This is a genomic window from Pseudomonas sp. Bout1, assembly GCF_034314165.1.
Lineage (GTDB): Bacteria > Pseudomonadota > Gammaproteobacteria > Pseudomonadales > Pseudomonadaceae > Aquipseudomonas.
The window spans coordinates 1,124,909-1,143,346 of the sequence record NZ_JAVIWK010000001.1 but is presented as its reverse complement, the minus strand read 5'-3'; the positions used below and the strand labels follow the sequence as shown (position 1 = coordinate 1,143,346).

Genomic DNA, 18,438 nt, shown 5'->3' with positions numbered 1-18,438 from the left:
AACCAAAAAGCCCGGCGGGGAGCCGGGCTTCGAACGGAAAGACTCAGTGAACGAGTCGGGCGACGCCAAATGCGATGGCAGACAAGGCGCCAGCTGTTCCGACAAACCATTTCAGCAGTCGGGTTTCCAACGATTGCATATCCGTTCTGAAATTGGCGATTGAGAGATCCAACCTAGAGGTTGCTTCGAGCAGGTCGATTTTGGTCTGCATCAGATCGGACTTGGTGGCCATGTGCTCTTGCATGCCATCCAGCTTCGTCTCGACGCGCTCCAATCTCGCCTCAACTTGTGAAATACGCTTTTCCAAATCGTTTTCTCCTCCGTTGCCGCCACCGCCTGCGCCGCCTTTGCGGTCGTAGCCTGATGACGAACCTTGACGGTACTCCTGGCGAAGATAGCTCACATTATCCTTGAGGTCATTCGCCATTTCAGGCCTCCTTCTTTTGGGTCAAAGCATTCAGTCCATCAGCTACACCTTCCATGCAGTCGATAAACTCATTCAGCTTCACCCATGCTTCATCTGCCGCCTGTTTTACATCCACGTCTTCACTATGTTTGAGCGCGCCGGACAAGCAAATGATGCCGGAGCCGAGCCTCGCAATTGCACTGTGATACTGACCAAGAATAATGACTAGTTCCCCGGCTGTTACGGCCTTTGCCTCACCCACGTTGTCGTCGCCTTCCATGTCGACCCCCCATCCGTTTTGGTGACGCAGATAACCACGCCCTCAAACACAAACCAACGAACAGTTTGCTACCAAATCCGACGATCCAGCCCACTATTACCAAATCCGAAAGAATCCATCTTCCGTTTAGCCCTTTCTCTCCCCGCGCCGGGGCTTTATCCTTGTCAGCAACAAACTGAAACGTTTCACCCTTCCATCAAAACATCGACCGCCCGTGTTCACTGCCTTTGTGCGAACGCGCCAGGCCGCTGTTTGCGTTTCAAAACCATAAAATATTAAGACCCCATTTTGCCTATGCCTGCTTTCCCAAACCTGCGCCTGTGCGCTGCGCTGTTACCGTTCGGCCTGATCAACTGTGCCCAGGCCGCACCTGCCTTTGACGCTGAATCCCCATGGATGCTGGGTGATTTCGGCGGCGCTCGGACAGCGCTGTCTCAACAAGGCTACGACTTCAAATTTGACTACACCGGCGAGATGGGCAGCAACCTGCACGGCGGTTCAGACCACGACCGCACGGCGCGCTACAGCGATCAATTCGGCCTGGGCACCCACCTGGACCTGCAGAAGATTCTCGGCTGGCACGACGCCGAGTTCCAGTTGACGGTGACCGAGCGCAGCGGCAATAACATCACCAATGACCGGGTCAACGACCCGCGTGTGGGCGGGTTTACCTCGTCCCAGGAAGTGTGGGGCCGTGGCCAGACCTGGCGCCTGACGCAGATGTGGTACCAGCAAAAATTCTTCGACCAGAAGCTCGACATCAAGGCCGGGCGCTTCGGCGAAGGCGAAGACTTCAACAGCTTCCCTTGCGACTTCCAGAACCTGGCCTTCTGCGGCTCTCAGGTCGGCAATTGGGTCGGCAGCATCTGGTACAACTGGCCGGTGAGCCAGTGGGCGTTGCGGGTCAAATATCACCTGACGCCCGAGTTGTACGCCCAAATCGGCGCCTATGAACAGAACCCGTCCAACCTGGACCGCGGCAATGGCTTCAAGCTCAGCGGCAGCGGCACCCAAGGCGCCCTGCTCCCGGTTGAGCTGGTGTGGACGCCCACGCTGAACGGCCTGCCCGGTGAATACCGCGCCGGTTACTACTACAGCAGCGCTACGGCCCGCGATGTCTATAAAGACCGCAACGACCAGCCGGCGGCCCTCAGCGGCGAAGCCTACCGCAGCGCCTCCAGCAAACACGGGGTGTGGCTGGGTGTGCAGCAACAAGTCACCAGCCTGGCCAGCGACCATTCGCGCGGTTTGAGCGTGTTCGCCAACGGCACGATGCACGACAAGAAAACCAACGCTGTGGATAACTACGTGCAGGCCGGCGTGGTCTACAAAGGCCCGTTCGACGCCCGCGCCAAGGACGATATCGGCTTTGCCGTGGCCCGGGTGCACGTCAACCCGGCCTACCGCAAAAACGCCGAGGCAAGCAACCAGGCCCGCGCCGTCTTCGATTTCGATGACCCGGCCTACCTGCCGATTCAGCACACCGAATACAGCGCCGAACTCTATTACGGCATTCACGTCACGAACTGGCTGACGGTGCGTCCGAACCTGCAATACATCCGCCATCCCGGGGCCGTGGCCCAGGTGGATGACGCGCTGATTGGCGGAATCAAGCTGCAAAGTTCCTTCTGATTTCTGAATAAACCTAATTTTCCCTGAACCATGCCTGCGCCGGAACGTCATCTACAGTGAACTGTGCGCAACCAATTCAAAACGTAACGGAGAACCACACTATGAGCACTGATGGTGCTTCAAGTCCAAGTCGCCTGCTGCCCAGGCTACTGGGGATCTTGCTGCTGATAATGGGCCTGGCCTTGTTGGCCGGGGGGATCAAGTTGAGCATGCTCGGCGGGTCGCTGTATTACCTGCTGGCCGGTCTCGGCATCACCGTCACAGGCCTGTTGCTGCTGGCGACACGCCGCGCGGCGCTGGGCTTGTACGCGCTGGTGCTGTTTGCCAGCACCGTCTGGGCGCTGTGGGAAGTCGGCCTGGACTGGTGGCAATTGGTGCCGCGCCTGGCCCTGCTGTTCGCCCTCGGCATCGTCATGTTGCTCCCGTGGTTCCGCCGTCCGTTGCTGCGTGGCCAGGCCTCGCCACTGGGCACTGGCGCCCTGAGCGTCGCCGTAGTACTGGCTGGCGCCGCTGCCTTGGCCAGCCAATTCACCGACCCGGGTGCCCTGGTCAAGAAAGGCCAACTGGACCGCGACGCGGTACCAGGCATGGCCAGCGCCGCGCCGGCCCAGGCCGATGGTGACTGGAACTCCTATGGCCGTTCGGCCTTCGGTGATCGCTACTCGCCGCTGGCGCAGATCACCCCGGAAAACGCCCACAAGCTGGTGCCGGCCTGGACGTATCGCACCGGCGACATCCCTGGCCCAGGCGATCCCGGTGAAACCACCGCGGAAAACACCCCGCTGAAAGTCAACGGCATGCTCTACGTGTGCACTCCGCACAGCCAGGTGATTGCCCTGGACCCGGACACCGGCAAGGAAATCTGGCGTTTCGACCCGAAGATCAGCAGCGAAGGCGCTGCCAACTTCAAGGGTTGGGCGCACATGACCTGCCGTGGCGTGTCGTATCACGATGACGCCGTGTATGCCTCCGAGCAGAGCCCAACCGGCAGCGCCAGCCCGGCCGCCGCGCCGAATGCCTGCCCGAAACGCATCTTCGTCCCTACCGCCGACACCCGTCTGATCGCCCTGAACGCCGACACCGGCAAGATGTGCGAAGACTTCGGTGACAAAGGCCAGATCGACCTGCGTGCCAATATCGGCACCTTCGCCCCGGGCGGTTACTACTCCACCTCGCCACCGGCCGTTACCAAGAACCTGGTAGTGATCGGCGGTCACGTGACCGACAACGTCTCCACCGACGAGCCGAGCGGCGTGATCCGCGCGTTCGACGTGCACACCGGCAAGCTGGTGTGGAACTGGGACAGCGGCAACCCGGACGACACCACCCCGTTGGCCGAGGGCAAGACCTACACCCGTAACTCGCCGAACATGTGGTCCATGTTCAGCGTCGACGAAAAACTCGGCATGCTCTACCTGCCGATGGGTAACCAGATGCCCGACCAGTACGGCGGCGACCGTACCCCGGACTCCGAGAAGTACAGCGCCGGCCTGACTGCCCTGGACATCGACAGCGGCCACGTGAAGTGGACCTTCCAGTTCACTCACCATGACCTCTGGGACATGGACGTGGGCGGCCAGCCTTCGCTGATCGACATCAAGACCGCTGACGGCGTCAAGCAAGCGGTAATGGCATCGACCAAGCAAGGCAGCATCTACACGCTGGACCGTACCAACGGCCAGCCAGTGGTGCCGATCAACGAAATCCCTGTACCGCAAGGCGCAGTGGCCGGCGACCACACCGCACCGACCCAACCGAAATCGGACCTGAACTTCATGCCACCGCCCCTCAAGGAGCGTGACATGTGGGGCGTGACGCCGTTCGACCAGATGCTGTGCCGGATTGATTTCAAATCCATGCGCTACGACGGTCCGTTCACCCCGCCATCGCTGCAGGGCTCGATCGTTTACCCGGGTAACTTCGGCGTGTTCGACTGGGGCGGCATTTCGGTCGACCCGGTTCGCCAGATTGCTTTCGTGAACCCAAGCTACATGGCGTTCAAATCGAAACTGATCCCGGCCGCCGACATCGCCAAGCAAGGCCCAAGGGTCAGCGAAACCGAAGGCGTACAGCCAAACAAAGGCGCGCCGTACGGTGTGATCCTCGAAGCCATGCTGTCGCCACTGGGCCTGCCGTGCCAGGCGCCGGCGTGGGGTTATGTGGCTGCGGTCGACCTGACCAACCACCAGACCATCTGGATGCACAAGAACGGCACCGTGCGTGACAGCTCGCCGGTTCCGATCCCACTGACCATGGGCGTGCCAAGCCTGGGCGGCACGTTCACCACCGCCGGTGGCGTGTCCTTCCTCAGCGGTACGCTGGACCAGTACCTGCGCGCCTATGACGTGAAAAACGGCAAGCAGTTGTGGGAAGGCCGCCTGCCTGCAGGCGCGCAAACCACCCCGATGACCTACACCGGCAAGGACGGCAAGCAGTACGTGCTGGTCATGGCCGGCGGTCATGGTTCCCTGGGCACCAAGCAGGGTGACTATGTGATGGCGTTCAAACTGCCGGATTAAGCAACACCGGCGGCAAGAAAAAGGCGGCTACCTTTGGGTAGCCGCCTTTTTTATTTTTCGAGGTTTTTTATTTTTCAATGACCTCACCACGCATCGGCGCCAGCCGGGCGATCAGGCGGTTCTGCGCCGGCACTGCAATGCCCTGCGCATCCATCGCCTTGATCAGGTCTTCCACCAGCGCATTGAAGTCACTGCGGCTGACGTTCTGGCCCTTGTGGCTCTCGGCCATGGTGTCGCCGGTATAGGTACAAGGCCCGCCCGCTTCAGCGCAGAACTGCTCGATCAACTTGTTGCGCAGGCGCTGAATATCGATGCGCCGAAAACGCTCAACTATCCGCTCGTCCCGGGCAATGTTAAGCAACATGCCTTCCACGATCCGGGTGATTCCCGGCGTGGCACCGAGGTCGCGGTAGAGGCTGTCATCCTTGGGCGGTTGCTGTGCGCAACCCACCATCATCAGTGCGAGCATCCAGGGCAAGACGCGCATCAGAAACTCCCCTGCACAGACAGATAGGTGCCGTTCTGGTTGGCCAGCGTGGCGATTTCCCCAAGGCGCGCATAAGCCAATACAAACGACACATGCTTGTTGGGGAAGTAACCGACAAACACGTCGGCCCAATCGCTTTCACCGGCAAACGACAGGTTGTCCGGCTTCTGTCGGTATTCCACCCCCAACGCCCAGCGCGGGTTGAACAGTACCGCCACCGAACCTTCCTTCAACAGGCTGCGGCTGTCACGGCGGTCGCCGCCAAACCCGAGCAACCCGGTCTCGTTGGCCCGGCTGTAGCGCAAGCTGCCGTTGACCAGCAGGTTGTAGCCAAATGCTGCGCCCATCAACAGGCGACTGGCCGCCAGGTAGCCTTCGACATCACTATCGCGCTTGGCGCCCACCAGGCTCGGGATCTCGAAGTTGTTCTGGTGCTTGTACTCAAGCCCAACGGACACCTGGGGCAGTTGGTCATAGATCACATCCCCGAACAGCCGCACTTTCACCCCAAGCACATCCTGGCCTAGGTTGTCCTCGGGCAAATTGAGCTTATGCACCAACGAGCCGAGGTCGAAGCGCTGACGGGCAAAGGACAGCTCCACACGGTTGTCATACGCCACCGCCAGCCCGGCGACATCCAACCGGTAGTCCGGCAGGTTGACCGTGGTGGCGAACGCCGTGGCGCCCCATTCGTGCCGCTCGCCGTAACCGGCCAGTACCGCCCACGGTGTGATGCCACCACCGGCCGCACCTTCCAGGCTGCTGGCGCCGCCGGTGGCGATCAAGCGGCCGTTGTCGGCCAGGGCTGTTTGCAACGTAAGACCGGCCAGGCAACCGATCACTAAAGAAAAACGCAACGTCATGACACTCAATGAACCAGGGAAGTTTGTGCACTGAGGGGCAAGGCCACCCAGGCTTCGAAAGCGTCGGCACTCAAGGGCCGGCTGATCAGGTAGCCCTGGGCCGTGTCGCATTGCCAGCGCTCCAGCAGGCGCAGGCTGTGGGCGTATTCGACGCCCTCGGCGACCACTTTCAGGCCCAGGTTGTGGCTCATCTCGATGGTCGAACGCACGATCACCGCGTCTTCGCTGGTTTCATCGAGGTTGCGCACAAAGGATTGGTCGATCTTCAGCTCTTGCACCGGCAGGCGCTTGAGGTGCGCCAGGGACGAGTAACCGGTGCCGAAGTCATCCACCGACAGGCTGATGCCGCAGTCGCGCAGCAGGTGCAAGACCTTGAGGGCTTTTTCCGGTTCGCGCATCACCGCGCTTTCGGTGATTTCGAACAACAGTTGCTCGGCGGGCAAGCCGTAGCGACGCAACAACGCCGACACACGATGGGCCAGTTCATCACCGAGCAAGTCATCCGCCGAGATATTCAGGGACAGCTGCAGGTACAGGCCGCGACGGTTCCATTCGCACAGTTGGCGAATGCCCTCCTCGATCACCCATTGAGTCAGCAACTGGATACTGCCGGTGCGTTCGGCCAGCGGGATAAATTCGGCCGGAGAGACCAGCCCGAACTGCGGGTGCTGCCAGCGCAGAAGGGCCTCGGCCTGGCGCACGTGGCCTTGGCGGATATCCAGCTTGGGCTGGTAATGCAGCAACAGTTGGCCATGGCCGGGCGCGTGGCGCAGGTCACGGATCAGGGTGATCTGGCGGCGGTGCGCCAGGTCGCGGCCGTGCTCGTAGACCTGCAGGCGACCGGGCATTTGCGCCGCGTCTTTCATCGCAATCGCCGCGCGCTCCAGCAAGGTATGCGGGCTTTCGCCATCAGCCGGGTAAGCCGCAATGCCCAAGCGGCAATCCAGCGCCAGGTGATGGCCGCCGATGCGGTGCGCACGCAACAGCAACTGTTGAAGTTTGTCGCCCATCGCCACCGCTTCATCGCTGCCGGCACCTTCGAGCAACAACAGGAATTCGTCGGCAATCAGATGCGCCAGGGTATCGCCGGGGCGCAATGCGCCTTGCAGCCTGCGGCTGACTTCGAGCAACAATTGGTCGACAGCCTCCGGCCCGACAGCTTCGCTGGCGGCCCGCAGATTGTCGATGCCCAAGTAGATCAGGGCCACTGGCCGATGCAGCGCCATCGCGCTGCCCAGTCGTTCCATGGCCAGTGCGCGATTAGGCAAGCCGGTGAGGCGATCATGCAGCGCGTTGTGGGCCAGTTGGTGCTCCCGCTCGGCAATCCCGCTTTGCATCGAGTTGACGGCAGTCGCCAGCAGGCCCAATTCGTCGCTGCGCTCAAGGGCCACCGGGGTGTGGTAATCGCCCTGGCCAATGCGTTCCGCCGCCGCAGCCAACGCCTTCACCGGCCGCGACACACCACGGGCCAGCAACAACGCACCGATCAACGAGGCCAGCAGCGCGATCAGCGCAATGCCGAGGATCTTCTCATCCAGTGGCACAAAGGCTTGCATTGCCGCGTCCAGCGGGCTTTGCAGCAGGGCCAGCACCTGGCCGTCGGGGTCACTGGCAAGCACCAGCGACTGGCTGAGAAAGCTGTGCTGCACATGCTCGGTCATCGACACGCCATGGCGGGTTGAATCGCCCAACATCAGGCCCACGATACTGTCGCGCAGCACCGGGGGCTGGGTACTGACCAAGTCGCCGGGTTGCTGGTGATCCACGGTCAGGAACGACACTTGCAGGTTGCTCAACGAACGCAATTCATCGGCGAAGGCGTTGTCCATGCTGAAGCCCATCACCACCCGCGCAATCGGTAATGGCGCCAGCACCGAAGCCTCCACCAGCAGGTGCGGCTTGCCTTGCAGCGGCACCATCAGCATGGCCTGGCGGTTGCGCCGGGCGTCACGCAGGGCCTGGTCGTAACGAAAAATCGTGCCCTCCCCAACTTCGTCCAGGGTGCTGGCAAGGACTTTGCCGTCCATGCCCAGCAGAATCATGTCACTGGCATTGATGCGCTTGCCATGGTTGAGCAGCACCGAGCGCATGGTCGCCGAATCACCACTGGCTACTGCGTCGCGAAACCCGAAGTCTGCGGCGAGCAATTGCACGCCATCGGCCAGGCGTCGCCCACGCACTTCCAGCAGCCGCTCAAACACCCGCGTGCCAACCTCCAATTGAGTCATGGCCTGCCCGTGTACCGCCGAGCGGGTTGCCGCCTTGACGCTGAAGTACACCGCGCCAATCACCACCAGCAACAGCAGGATCAAAACGCTGGCGACTCGCGCCTGAAAGCTACTGCGCAGTTTCACGGGCAGCTCGACTGAAGGCATCACCGAAGGCGGTCGGCGCCGGTGCGGTGGGGGTCTCGGCGGAGCGCGGTTCAAGGGCCAGTTGAAAATGCCGGGTGAGGCCACCAGCGGGAATATTCAGGGTGCCACCGTCCAGCGGCTGCATACCGGCGAGCTGCGGATGCCACAGGGTGACCTGGTAATTACCCGCCGGCAGTTGCTCCAGGCGCAGGCGGCCCTGGGCATCGCTGACGCCAAAGCGTGGGTCTTGGGTGACGTAGACGTAGCCGAGCATCCAGTCGTGGATGTTGCAGCCGAGCACCACCACGCCAGGTTTATCGAACAGCAACGGATCGGCAGGCGTACCTTCGTAAAGGCGCAGCTCGAAGCGCTTGGCGGTGGAAAAGGAATACACCTGGTGGCGAATATTGTCGCTGTTGGGGAAGCGAATCTGCGTGCCGGTGTGCACCGCCAGCACGTGGGGCGCGAACTGTTGGCCGCGCTGGTCCATGTCTGCCTTGAGTGCACCGGCCGGCGCACTGGCCGGGCCTTGCAGGGTCACTACCGCGTCATTTACCGGAGTGCCATCGGCCTGCTGCAACTGCACCTCAAGCGTCGCCGCACAGGCCCAGCCAGGCATCGATAACAATAAAGCGACAAGGGAAAACTGCTGGAAAATCCTGGCCATTCGAGGTCCGCAAAAAAGGAAAAATAAAAAGCGGCCTGCCTTGGCACAGAAAGTCGGCAACAGACAATACGGCACAGATGATGCCGTAAATAAGGCTAATTGCCATCATTGAATCTACGAAAGCCCTGACCGCTGGTCGGCAAAAACCTATGCAATCGGTCAGGAGCTGTAGAGGTTATCGACCGACAGGAAAAAACCTGTAGCCGATAAAAAGCCTTTTAGACGGGTACGTGCTCGCGGCGCATCCACCTCTCGAAGGCCACGGCATTTAATGGCCGGCTGATCAGATAACCCTGGGCCGTGTCGCATTTCCAGAGCTTGAGCAGCTTGAGGCTCGGTTCGAACTCCACCCCTTCGGCCACCACCCTGAGCCCCAGGTTGTGGCTCATTTCAATGGTCGAGCGCACGATCACGCCGTCGCCGGAGGTGCTGTCGAGGTTGCGCACGAACGACTGGTCGATCTTCAGTTCCTGCACCGGCAGGCGTTGCAGTTGCGCCAGGGATGAGTAGCCTGTGCCAAAGTCGTCCACCGACAGGCTGATGCCACAGCCGCGCAATTGCTCCAGCACGCTGAGTGCCTGGGCCGGGTTGTGCATGATTGCGCTTTCGGTGATTTCGAAAATCAGTTGCCGGGCTGATACGCGGTAGCGCGCCAGCAGTTCAGTGACCCGCGATGCCAGGTTGTCATCCGCCAGGTCATCCACCGAGATGTTTACCGACAGTTGCACCTGTAACCCGCGCACCTCCCACTCGGCCAATTGCCGAATAGCCTCCTCGATCACCCACTGGGTCAGGCTGCCCATGCTACCGGTGCGCTCGGCCAAGGGAATGAACTCGGCAGGCGACACCAGGCCCAGGCTCGGGTGCTGCCAACGCAACAGCGCTTCGGCCTGGCGCACATGACCATGGTGCAGGTCGAGCTTGGGCTGATAACACAGGTACAACTCGCCCTCGGCCGCCGCACGGCGCAAGTCGCGAATCAGAGTGATCTGGCGTTGATGGGCGAGGTCGCGGTCTTGCTGGTAGATCTGTAAATAACCCGGCAGCGCCGCCGCATCGTGGCGGGCAATCGCGGCGCGGCTGATCAGCTCTTCAACCAGTTGGCCGTCGGCAGGGTAAGCGGCAATGCCAATGCTCACTTCATGGCGCAGGTCATCGCCGCCAATGCGCTGGGGCTCGGTCAACAGCCCATACAGGCGGTCGGCCAAGGCCACGACACGGTCGATCTCGGTGTTTTCCAGCAACAGCAAAAATTCGCTGCCGGTAATGCGTGCGGCCGTGTCGCTGGCCGACAGGCTCGACAGCAGGCAGCGGCTGGCGTCGCGGAGCATTTCTTCCACACCTTCCGGGCCGTAGCCTTCGTTGATCACCCGGTAGTTTTCAATGCCCAGGTACACCAACACCACAGGCCGGCCGGCGCTGATAGCGCTGCCCAGGCGCTCCATGGCCAACGCCCGGTTGGGCAGGCCGGTGAGCGAGTCGTGCAGGGCGTTGTGGGCCAGTTGCCGTTCGCGCACGGCGATCCCGTTTTGCATGGCGTTGAAGGCCTGGGCCAGCAAGCCGAACTCATCGTGGCTGCGCACCCGCACCGGTGTGCGGTAGTCACCGGCCCCGATGCGGTCCGCCGCCTGTACCAGCGCGTTGAGTGGGCGCGAAACCCGCCGCGCCAGAAACAGCGCACCCGCCAGCGACACCAGCAGCACCACCAGGGCTATCGCGAGAAATTGCCGGTCCAGCGGCGCGAAGGATTCGAGGGCGTGGTCCAGCGGGCTTTGCAGCAGCACCCGTACCTCACCGCCGTCTGCGGTGTTGCCCAGGGGCAGCACCTGGCTCAGATAACGCTGGCCGTGAAACCGGTTCAGTTGCGCCACCGGGTTGATGTAGGTGCGCTGCAAGTCACTGACGATCGATGCTTGAAACGCCAGCGGCTGAGTGCTGAACAGCTCGCCCGGCTGACCGTTGTGTGTACTGATGAACGACACTTCCAGGTTGCTCATGGAACGCAATTCGCTGGCAAAGATTTCGTCCATGGGAAACCCCATGACGACGTGGGCAATCGGTGCGGGGTCAACGACCTCCTGCTGCACCAGCAAAAAAGGCCGGCCATCCAGGGCCACGATCAACATCTGCAGGCCATTGCGCCGGGCCTGGCGCAACGCATCGTTATAGGGAAAAGCCTGCCCGGGCGTCAGCGCCTGCAATGTGCTGACCATCACCTGCCCATCGAGCCCCAGCACAAACACTTCACTGGAGGTAAGGCCGGTGCCATGCCGGCGCAGCGTGGCGAGAATCGCAGCAGGTTCGCCATCGGCTACGGCCTGGCGAAAGGGCAGGTCCGCCGTGAGCCAGTTCAAGCCGTATTGCAGGCGCCGGCCTCGCAGGTCGAGCAAGCGTTCGAAGACCTGGCTGCCGGTTTCCAGCTGTACCTGGGCCTGGTTTTCCACCGCGTGATTGGTCGCCGTCTTCACCGCGAAATACACTGCCGCTACCACCACCAGCAACAGTAACGCCAACACCCCGGCGATCCGGGTTTGAAACGTATGGCGCCACCTCATTTTGTTGCCCTCTGGCAGCGCCTGCTCCCTCCAGCCGAAACGTCCCTGCGTCATGCGCGTCCCTCGCGATAGCTGAACTGGCGTCAAATAAATGCCCTTTCCGTCAGGGCATTCGAATTATCCAGATTAGCTGCGCGAGAGAAGAAGTGCACCCAATAAATACGGGAACTTTAGTGTCATTAATTTGGCGACCACCTCATCAGGCCTAGATGCGCGCCCGCATGAAGTCACCCCAACGCCGCACCAGGTAGTTGTGCTCGTCCATCACCGAGTTCCACACCGCGATATGGCCCATGCGCTGCTGATAGGAACCGCCGTCGCGCACTTCTCCCACGTCGATCAACGGCAGGCCATCGCTGCCCAGCAGCTCCTCCCGCGCGGGCAGGCCGGCGTACCAGTAGTCCCATTCGGCGCCGCTCAAGTGATCACGGCTGCGGGCCGGGTTGCCGATGTAGTAACCCTGGCGCGCCATTACCGCACCGGGCCAGCCGGACAGCCACCAGTTGAGGTAGGCATAGGCCGCATCCAGCACTGGGCCCTTGGCATGACGCGACAACGACAACCCGCCGAACCAGGCGCGATAGCCTTCACTGGGCACGGCCAAGCGGTATTTGACCCCGGCCCGATGCAGGCGCATCAGGGTCGGAGACCACAAACTCTGGATGTCGATGCTCGGGCGGAGCATCAATTGCGCCGCTTCTTCGTCATCGGACCAGAACGCTGCAAAGTGCCCTTCCTTCTGCTTGCGCACCAAAATATCGGCGAGTACGTCGATTTCCTCGATGCTCATGTTGCCGATGTCCTTGAAGCTCGCGAGCCCCGCGCCCTGCACCGCCAGCGCGGCGTCTAGGGCTCCGATGGCGGCGTCACTTTGCAACGCGGTGCGCGCGCCCCAGGCCGGGTCCAGCAGCCAGCCCCAACTCTCGTTGGCGCGGTTGAACCCTTCGGGCAACCGTTCAGGGCGGTAGGCAAAACTGTCGGCATTGTGGGTCAGCGGCAGCATGCTGATGCGTTCGGTGACGGTGCTGCCGAGGCTGCCGTCGTGCTGCACGAACAAGCGCTCGCTGGGCACACTGCCGCTGCCCAGGCGGTCGTTGGCAGACAAACGGCCGCGCTTGGGCAAGTCGTTGATCTCGTGCCACAGGGCAATACGCCGGGTGTCGATCGGCTGGATCGCCCGCGCCGGCCATACGAAGTCGACGTTGTGAAACCACTGGTCGTAGAGGTCGTAGCTGTCGGGCTGCATGACTGCGATGCGCTGGGCCTGCGCCACATCGTGCACCTGGTACACCAGGCGAATGCCCAAGTCTTGTTCAGCGCGCACACGCAAGGTTTCGAGCAAGGTTACCGACGTGCCGAGGACGCGAAGCGTGATCATGCGGCAAACCTTCTGGAGAACACTTCAAAGGAGCGACGCAGCAGCGCCGGGTCGAGGCCACGCAGGATAAACACCAGGCGTGACTGCCGATCGGTGCCCGGCCATGCGGGCAAGTGGACCGGCGCATGCAGGCAATGCTGCACGCCATGAATGACGATGGGGGCCAAACTTGCGTTCACGTTGAGCAGTCCTTTGACGCGAAGAATACGTTCGCCGTGGCATCTTAACAGCATCGATAACCAGACCCCGAACCCCACCCAATCCAGCGGCTGGTCGAAGGTCAGGCAGCAGACTTGCGCGTCGCCGTGGTTGGCGGCGGTGGTTTGATGGAGTTTCCAGCGGCGGACTTCAGCGGCGGGTTCGGCACTGCGCAGGCCTTCGCCGAGCAGCAGTTGCTCACCGCTGTCGATGTCGCAGGTGTTGAGGATCGGCGTACCGGCGTTCAGTGCCTGCAAATGCGCGCGCAGTGGGCCGCCGTCTTCGATGAGGTCGGTCTTGCTCAACAACAGGCGATCGGCGGCGGCCACTTGCGCCAGCCATTCCGGGTGCAGGCGCTCTTGCAAGGCGGCGTGGCTGGCGTCCACCAACGTGACCACCAGGCCGATATGAAAGCGCCCGCGCAGTTGCACGTCGTTGTTCAACGTGGCCAGGATCGGCGCCGGGTCGGCCAGGCCGGTGGTCTCCAGGATTACCCGTTTGAACGCCGGAATCTCGCCCCGCTCGCGGCGCTGCAACAGGCCGAGCAAGGCGTCTTTCAACTCGCCGCGAATCGAACAGCAGACGCAACCGCTGGGCAACAACACCGTGTCCGGCGCCACTTCTTCCACCAGCAGATGGTCGATGCCGACGTCGCCGAATTCATTGATCAGCAACGCCGTGTCGCCGAGGCTTTCGCCTTGCAGCAGGCGCTTGAGCAGGGTGGTTTTGCCGCTGCCGAGAAAACCGGTGATGACGTTCAGAGCGATGCTCATATTTCTACCTCAATGATGCCCCTGTAGGAGCCCGGCTTGCCGGCGATGGCGATATGAAGGGCGCCATCGCCGGCAAGCCGGGCTCCTACAGCTCCAGATGATCGAGCAGGCGCGGGTCCAACGGGTCCAGCGGTCGACCGAGCAGGGTCTCTGCTGCCCGCCACAACTCATCCAGGCCGCTGGCCAGTGCCTGTTTGCCGGTAGCGCCCAGCAGCAGATAGGACGCGCCCTGGAAGTCTTCGACCTTGAGCCGGAACACTGCCAGCACCTGATTGATCGCGGCAATGCGGCGCAAGCGTTCGCGCCGTCGCGGCAATTCATCGCCCAACGGGTCGCTCCAGTGCAGGTCTTCGCCCAGCAGGCCGCAGAGTCCGCACATGCTATTGCCCGCTCATGGCATGACATCGCCGGAATTCGGGCCGAGGGTCTGGCCGACGAACAGGTTGCCGCCCTCGCTGGCCAATAGCACGGCGGTGGGTGCCACTTCGTCCGCCAGGCCAAAACGGCCCAGGGGCAGCTCGGCGGCCTTGGCACGTTTCCAGGTGTCGCTGATGCCGCCTACCAATGGCGTCTCGATGGGCCCGGGCGCGATGGCATTCACCAACACGTTGTCCTTGGCCACTTCCAGGGCCAGGGATTTTGTGAAACCAATGACGCCGGCCTTTGCCGCGGCATAGTGCGTGAGCTCTGCACCACCCTTGATACCCAGTTGCGAGGCGACGTTGATAATCCGCCCCCAGCGCTGGGCGACCATGTGGGGCAAGGCGCGCTGGCTGGCGACGAAGACGCTGGTGAGGTCGACGCGCAGCATGTCGTTCCACATGTCCATGGTCAGGTCGACGCAACGGGCCTGGGTCAGCATGCCGGCGTTGTTGACCAGGATGTCGATGCCGCCGTAGTGAGCGACGCAGGCATCGACGCTGGCCTGGGCGCCGTCGACAGTGCCGACGTCGGCTACGCACTCAAGGACTTCGGCGCCGAGGTTGCGGCAGGTGATCGCGGTTTCGGCCAGGGTTGCGGCGTCGCGGTCGGCCAATAGCAGACGTGCGCCTTCGACGGCATAGGCGCGTGCGATGGCGGCGCCGATACCGCTGCCGGCGCCGGTGATCACAGCACGGCGGTTAGCAAGTTGGGGCATTGTTATTCCTCTACGGGTCGAGTGTTACCTGTGGGAGCTGGCTTGCCTGCGATGGCATCACCTCGGTGTATCTGAAGGACCGAGTTGTCTGTATCGCAGGCAAGCCAGCTCCCACATTTGAATTGCATCAGACTTGAATCCGCATCAATCCGGCCAGCGCACGGTCAAGCCACCATCAATTACAATGCTTTGCCCGGTCAGGTAGCTCGATTCCTCACTGGTCAAAAAACGCACCAGGGACGCCACTTCATCCGCCCGCCCTACCCGGCCCAATGGAATCGCCCGCGCGGCTTTCGCCAGACCTTCCGGGCCCAGGGAGTTTTTCGCATCCAGCGACTGCGGCGTCTCGATCAACCCCGGGATCACCGCATTGCAGCGAATCCCCAACGGCGCCAGTTCCACCGCCAGCGAGCGACACAACCCCGGCACACCCGCCTTGGCCGCCGCATAGTGCGCGTGCTCCTGCCAGCCATATACGCCACCGGCAATCGACGAAATCGCCACCAACGCGCCGCCTTCGTGCATATGCCGGGTCGCCGCCCGGAAGGTGCGCATCACCCCGGTCAGGTCGACGTTGAGCATCTCGTTCCACAGCTCGTCGGTCATCTCCAGCAACGGTGCGCGCCTTAACAACCCCGCGTTGGCTACCGCGTAATCGAGGCGACCAAAGTGCTGGACCGCCTGCGCCGCCAGGTTATCCACCGACGCGGTATCGCCCACGTCCAGCGGTAACATCAGGCATTCACCGCCGGCTTCTTCCACCTGCAAAACAGTGTGATGCGGGTCATGAGGATCGGCCGGGTAATACCCGCCCACCACCGCCACGCCACTGCGGGCATACGCCACCGCGAGGGCCTGGCCGATGCCGCTGGCGGCACCGGTAATCAACGCAACTTTACGACTCATCAACTGACTCCTTACTGGACGGTTTCCGGACGCACATGACGCGCGGCAAACATCAACGCACCGGACAGGAAGCACGGCAGCGCGCCGAACCACAGCGCAGCGGTCTGCCAGTCACTGCCGGCCGACAACACTTGAGTGGCGCCAAACCCTGCGACCACGGCACCAATCGGCCCCATGGCATGGATGATCGCGCCACCGGTGGCACGGATGCTGGTGGGAAAACTTTCGCTGATGAAAAACAGCGCCGCCGAGTACGGCCCGATCAGGAAGAACAGGCCCAGGCTGTACAGACCGACCACCATCGCCATATTGCTCGGGCCGTAGAGCATCCCGGCAAACGCCAGCCCGCCGAGCATCCAGCCCAGGCCAATGACGTTGCGGCGGCCGATCTTGTCGCCCATCCAGCCGTGGCTGAGGTAGCCGCAGTAACCCACCAGGTTCGACAGCACGAGGATGATCAGCGAGTTCTCGAACGAGATATGGTGCACGCTGACGATCACCGAAGTGCCCAACACGCTGAACACCTGGATCGCCGCCCAGTTGAGCAACAGCGCTGCGCCAATCACCAATGTTGCACGGCGCGCCGGGCCACGGAACGCAGCCTTGAGGCCAGCCTTGCTGTGTTCGTCATAGTCCACGCCGTAGGTCACGGCGACGTTCTGCGCTTCTTTTACCGAGCCGCTTTTGCGCAGCTCGCTGATGCGCTGGTGAATCTGGAACTGCGGGCTTTCCTTGAGCTTGCGCGCCATGACCGCAATCACAATCGCCGGGATCGCTGCAAACACGAAGCAACCCTGCCAGCCAATCACCGGCAACAACAGCGCGGTCAACCCTGCCGCGATCAACGCACCCACCGGCCAACCGCCCTGCACCAGGCTGTAGATAAAGCCGCGACGCTTGGCCAGCTTCGGATCATCGGAGGCAGCGTACAACTCGCTCAGGTAGGTCGCGTTGACGGTTTCCTCGGCATAACCCAGGCCGCCCAGCGAACGGATCAGGATCAGCGACGACTTGCCCCACGCGCCGCCAATCGCGGTGAGTGCCGAGCAGATCGCCGAACCGGCCACGGTGAAAATAATCCCCTTGCGCCGGCCCAGCTTGTCCACGATCGGACCGATGGCCAGCGCGACCACGGCGGTGCCTACCGCCACCCATGTCGCAATCTCTGCCTGCTCCACTTCACCCCAGTTAAAGTGCCGCCCGATTTCCGGCAGCAAGGTGCCGAACAGGATGAAGTCATACACCGCAAACACCCAGGCGAAAAACGCGATCCAGGTGGCGAAACGCACTTCCTTGGGCGTCAGTTGCCGGGGTTTCCAGCCAGTCAGATCAAGCTTGTTGTAGATAGACATGAATCGCGCCTCGCAAGGTGGGCCAGGGGTTAGGTACGGGTGTCAGGTACGCGGTTGGCGGCGGATAAAGTCATCGGCGATTTCGTCGAAGGTGACGAAGCGCACGCCGGCATGGCTCTGGATGTGTTCGATCAACCGTTCAAGCATCAGCAGCACTTGCGGGCGGCCGGACACGTCGGGGTGGATGGTCATGGTGAACACCGCGTGTTCGTGCTCGCGGTAGACCCAGTCGAACTGGTCGCGCCACATTTCTTCCAGGTGACGCGGGTTGACGAAGCCGTGGCTGTTGGGGGCTTTCTTGATGAACATCATTGGCGGCAGGTCGTCGAGGTACCAGTTGGCCGGGATCTCCACCAGGTCGGTTTCTTCGCCGCGCACCAGGGGTTTCATCCAGGTGTCGGGGTGCTGGCTGTAGTCGATCTTGGTCCAGGTGTCGCCCTTGCGCACGTAGTACGGGTGGAAGTCGTTGTGCATCAGGCTGTGGTCGTACTTGATGCCTTTTTTCAGCAGCAGTTCGTTGGTCACCTTGCTGAATTCCCACCATGGCGCGACGTAGCCGGTGGGGCGCTTGCCGGTGACCTGGGTGATCAGCTCGATGGACTTGTCGAGGACGATTTCTTCCTGCTCGGCGGTCATGGCGATGGGGTTTTCGTGGCTGTAGCCGTGCACGCCGATTTCGTGGCCGGCATCGGCCACTGCCTTCATTTGCTCGGGGAAGGTTTCCATCGAGTGGCCGGGGATAAACCAGGTGGTGCGCAGGCCATAGCGCTCGAACAATTTGAGCAGGCGCGGCGCGCCGATTTCACCGGCGAACAGGCCGCGGGAAATGTCGTCCGGGGAGTCTTCGCCGCCATAGGAACCGAGCCAGCCGGCGACCGCGTCGACGTCGACGCCAAATGCACAGAGGATGTCTTTAGCCATGATGTGTCT

At 62.1% G+C, this 18,438-nt stretch carries 16 protein-coding genes; 2 read left to right on the top strand and 14 right to left on the bottom strand.

Features of this window, described 5'->3' with window-relative positions; translation table 11 throughout:
- Positions 1–43: 43 nt before the first annotated feature.
- Together RGV33_RS05095 and RGV33_RS05090 are read right to left on the bottom strand one after the other, a co-directional pair.
- Entirely contained in the window at positions 44–427 is a 384-nt protein-coding gene (locus RGV33_RS05095) for a DUF1640 domain-containing protein (RefSeq protein ID WP_003210382.1), read from the bottom strand.
- A gap of 1 nt (position 428) precedes the next feature.
- Positions 429–686, bottom strand: coding sequence for a hypothetical protein (locus tag RGV33_RS05090; RefSeq protein WP_322143345.1), 258 nt, complete (start codon positions 684–686; stop codon positions 429–431).
- A 294-nt stretch (positions 687–980) separates the two neighbouring features.
- Between RGV33_RS05090 and RGV33_RS05085 the strand changes: the two genes are divergently transcribed.
- Together RGV33_RS05085 and RGV33_RS05080 are read left to right on the top strand one after the other, a co-directional pair.
- Positions 981–2,318, top strand: coding sequence for a carbohydrate porin (locus RGV33_RS05085; protein ID WP_322143344.1), 1,338 nt, complete (start codon positions 981–983; stop codon positions 2,316–2,318).
- 101 nt (positions 2,319–2,419) lie between these two features.
- Positions 2,420–4,837, top strand: a complete 2,418-nt coding sequence (locus RGV33_RS05080; RefSeq protein WP_322143343.1) for a glucose/quinate/shikimate family membrane-bound PQQ-dependent dehydrogenase — start codon at positions 2,420–2,422, stop codon at positions 4,835–4,837.
- Positions 4,838–4,904: 67 nt separating this feature from the next.
- On the opposite strand, the gene RGV33_RS05075 is transcribed toward RGV33_RS05080, so the two are convergent.
- The 12 genes from RGV33_RS05075 to RGV33_RS05020 form a co-directional block, all read right to left on the bottom strand.
- A complete protein-coding gene (locus RGV33_RS05075) occupies positions 4,905–5,324 on the bottom strand; it encodes a group I truncated hemoglobin (RefSeq protein ID WP_416152060.1) in 420 nt (139 codons plus the stop codon).
- Positions 5,324–6,187, bottom strand: coding sequence for a DUF3034 family protein (locus RGV33_RS05070; RefSeq protein ID WP_322143342.1), 864 nt, complete (start codon positions 6,185–6,187; stop codon positions 5,324–5,326). The genes RGV33_RS05075 and RGV33_RS05070 overlap by 1 nt, the downstream gene beginning before the upstream one ends.
- A gap of 5 nt (positions 6,188–6,192) precedes the next feature.
- Positions 6,193–8,541 carry a putative bifunctional diguanylate cyclase/phosphodiesterase gene (locus tag RGV33_RS05065; protein WP_322143341.1) on the bottom strand — a complete coding sequence of 783 codons (2,349 nt, stop codon included), beginning with the start codon at positions 8,539–8,541 and terminating at the stop codon, positions 6,193–6,195.
- Positions 8,525–9,208: a methylamine utilization protein gene (locus tag RGV33_RS05060; protein ID WP_416152059.1), complete on the bottom strand. Its 684-nt coding sequence runs from the start codon at positions 9,206–9,208 to the stop codon at positions 8,525–8,527. The genes RGV33_RS05065 and RGV33_RS05060 overlap by 17 nt, the downstream gene beginning before the upstream one ends.
- Before the next feature lie 218 nt (positions 9,209–9,426).
- A complete protein-coding gene (locus RGV33_RS05055) occupies positions 9,427–11,763 on the bottom strand; it encodes a putative bifunctional diguanylate cyclase/phosphodiesterase (RefSeq protein WP_322148616.1) in 2,337 nt (778 codons plus the stop codon).
- Positions 11,764–11,968: 205 nt separating this feature from the next.
- A complete protein-coding gene (locus RGV33_RS05050; RefSeq protein ID WP_322143340.1) occupies positions 11,969–13,141 on the bottom strand; it encodes a PotD/PotF family extracellular solute-binding protein in 1,173 nt (390 codons plus the stop codon).
- Entirely contained in the window at positions 13,138–14,112 is a 975-nt protein-coding gene (locus RGV33_RS05045; protein WP_322143339.1) for a GTP-binding protein, read from the bottom strand. Before RGV33_RS05045 ends, RGV33_RS05050 begins: the two co-directional genes overlap by 4 nt.
- A gap of 85 nt (positions 14,113–14,197) precedes the next feature.
- Complete coding sequence (locus RGV33_RS05040) at positions 14,198–14,491, bottom strand: hypothetical protein (protein ID WP_322143338.1); 294 nt, start codon at positions 14,489–14,491, stop codon at positions 14,198–14,200.
- A 12-nt stretch (positions 14,492–14,503) separates the two neighbouring features.
- Positions 14,504–15,250, bottom strand: coding sequence for an SDR family NAD(P)-dependent oxidoreductase (locus RGV33_RS05035; protein ID WP_322143337.1), 747 nt, complete (start codon positions 15,248–15,250; stop codon positions 14,504–14,506).
- A 144-nt stretch (positions 15,251–15,394) separates the two neighbouring features.
- On the bottom strand, positions 15,395–16,156 hold the full coding sequence (locus tag RGV33_RS05030; protein ID WP_322143336.1) for an SDR family NAD(P)-dependent oxidoreductase: 762 nt from the start codon (positions 16,154–16,156) through the stop codon (positions 15,395–15,397).
- A gap of 11 nt (positions 16,157–16,167) precedes the next feature.
- Positions 16,168–17,508 (bottom strand): MFS transporter, encoded by a 1,341-nt coding sequence (locus RGV33_RS05025; protein ID WP_322143335.1) that lies wholly within the window; start codon positions 17,506–17,508, stop codon positions 16,168–16,170.
- A 42-nt stretch (positions 17,509–17,550) separates the two neighbouring features.
- Positions 17,551–18,429, bottom strand: a complete 879-nt coding sequence (locus RGV33_RS05020; RefSeq protein ID WP_003210406.1) for a polysaccharide deacetylase family protein — start codon at positions 18,427–18,429, stop codon at positions 17,551–17,553.
- Between the last annotated feature and the right edge of the window lie 9 nt (positions 18,430–18,438).

Bases quoted from the DNA above. Each gene is read 5' to 3' on its own strand.
- RGV33_RS05025 (WP_322143335.1), bottom strand. From the start codon at position 17,508: ATGTCTATCTACAACAAGCTTGATCTGACTGGCTGGAAACCCCGGCAA.
- RGV33_RS05045 (WP_322143339.1), bottom strand. From the start codon at position 14,112: ATGAGCATCGCTCTGAACGTCATCACCGGTTTTCTCGGCAGCGGCAAA.
- RGV33_RS05095 (WP_003210382.1), bottom strand. From the start codon at position 427: ATGGCGAATGACCTCAAGGATAATGTGAGCTATCTTCGCCAGGAGTAC.
- RGV33_RS05090 (WP_322143345.1), bottom strand. From the start codon at position 686: ATGGAAGGCGACGACAACGTGGGTGAGGCAAAGGCCGTAACAGCCGGG.
- RGV33_RS05080 (WP_322143343.1), top strand. From the start codon at position 2,420: ATGAGCACTGATGGTGCTTCAAGTCCAAGTCGCCTGCTGCCCAGGCTA.
- RGV33_RS05060 (WP_416152059.1), bottom strand. From the start codon at position 9,208: ATGGCCAGGATTTTCCAGCAGTTTTCCCTTGTCGCTTTATTGTTATCG.
- RGV33_RS05055 (WP_322148616.1), bottom strand. From the start codon at position 11,763: ATGAGGTGGCGCCATACGTTTCAAACCCGGATCGCCGGGGTGTTGGCG.
- RGV33_RS05075 (WP_416152060.1), bottom strand. From the start codon at position 5,324: ATGCGCGTCTTGCCCTGGATGCTCGCACTGATGATGGTGGGTTGCGCA.
- RGV33_RS05070 (WP_322143342.1), bottom strand. From the start codon at position 6,187: ATGACGTTGCGTTTTTCTTTAGTGATCGGTTGCCTGGCCGGTCTTACG.
- RGV33_RS05085 (WP_322143344.1), top strand. From the start codon at position 981: ATGCCTGCTTTCCCAAACCTGCGCCTGTGCGCTGCGCTGTTACCGTTC.
- RGV33_RS05050 (WP_322143340.1), bottom strand. From the start codon at position 13,141: ATGATCACGCTTCGCGTCCTCGGCACGTCGGTAACCTTGCTCGAAACC.
- RGV33_RS05030 (WP_322143336.1), bottom strand. From the start codon at position 16,156: ATGAGTCGTAAAGTTGCGTTGATTACCGGTGCCGCCAGCGGCATCGGC.
- RGV33_RS05020 (WP_003210406.1), bottom strand. From the start codon at position 18,429: ATGGCTAAAGACATCCTCTGTGCATTTGGCGTCGACGTCGACGCGGTC.
- RGV33_RS05040 (WP_322143338.1), bottom strand. From the start codon at position 14,491: ATGTGCGGACTCTGCGGCCTGCTGGGCGAAGACCTGCACTGGAGCGAC.
- RGV33_RS05035 (WP_322143337.1), bottom strand. From the start codon at position 15,250: ATGCCCCAACTTGCTAACCGCCGTGCTGTGATCACCGGCGCCGGCAGC.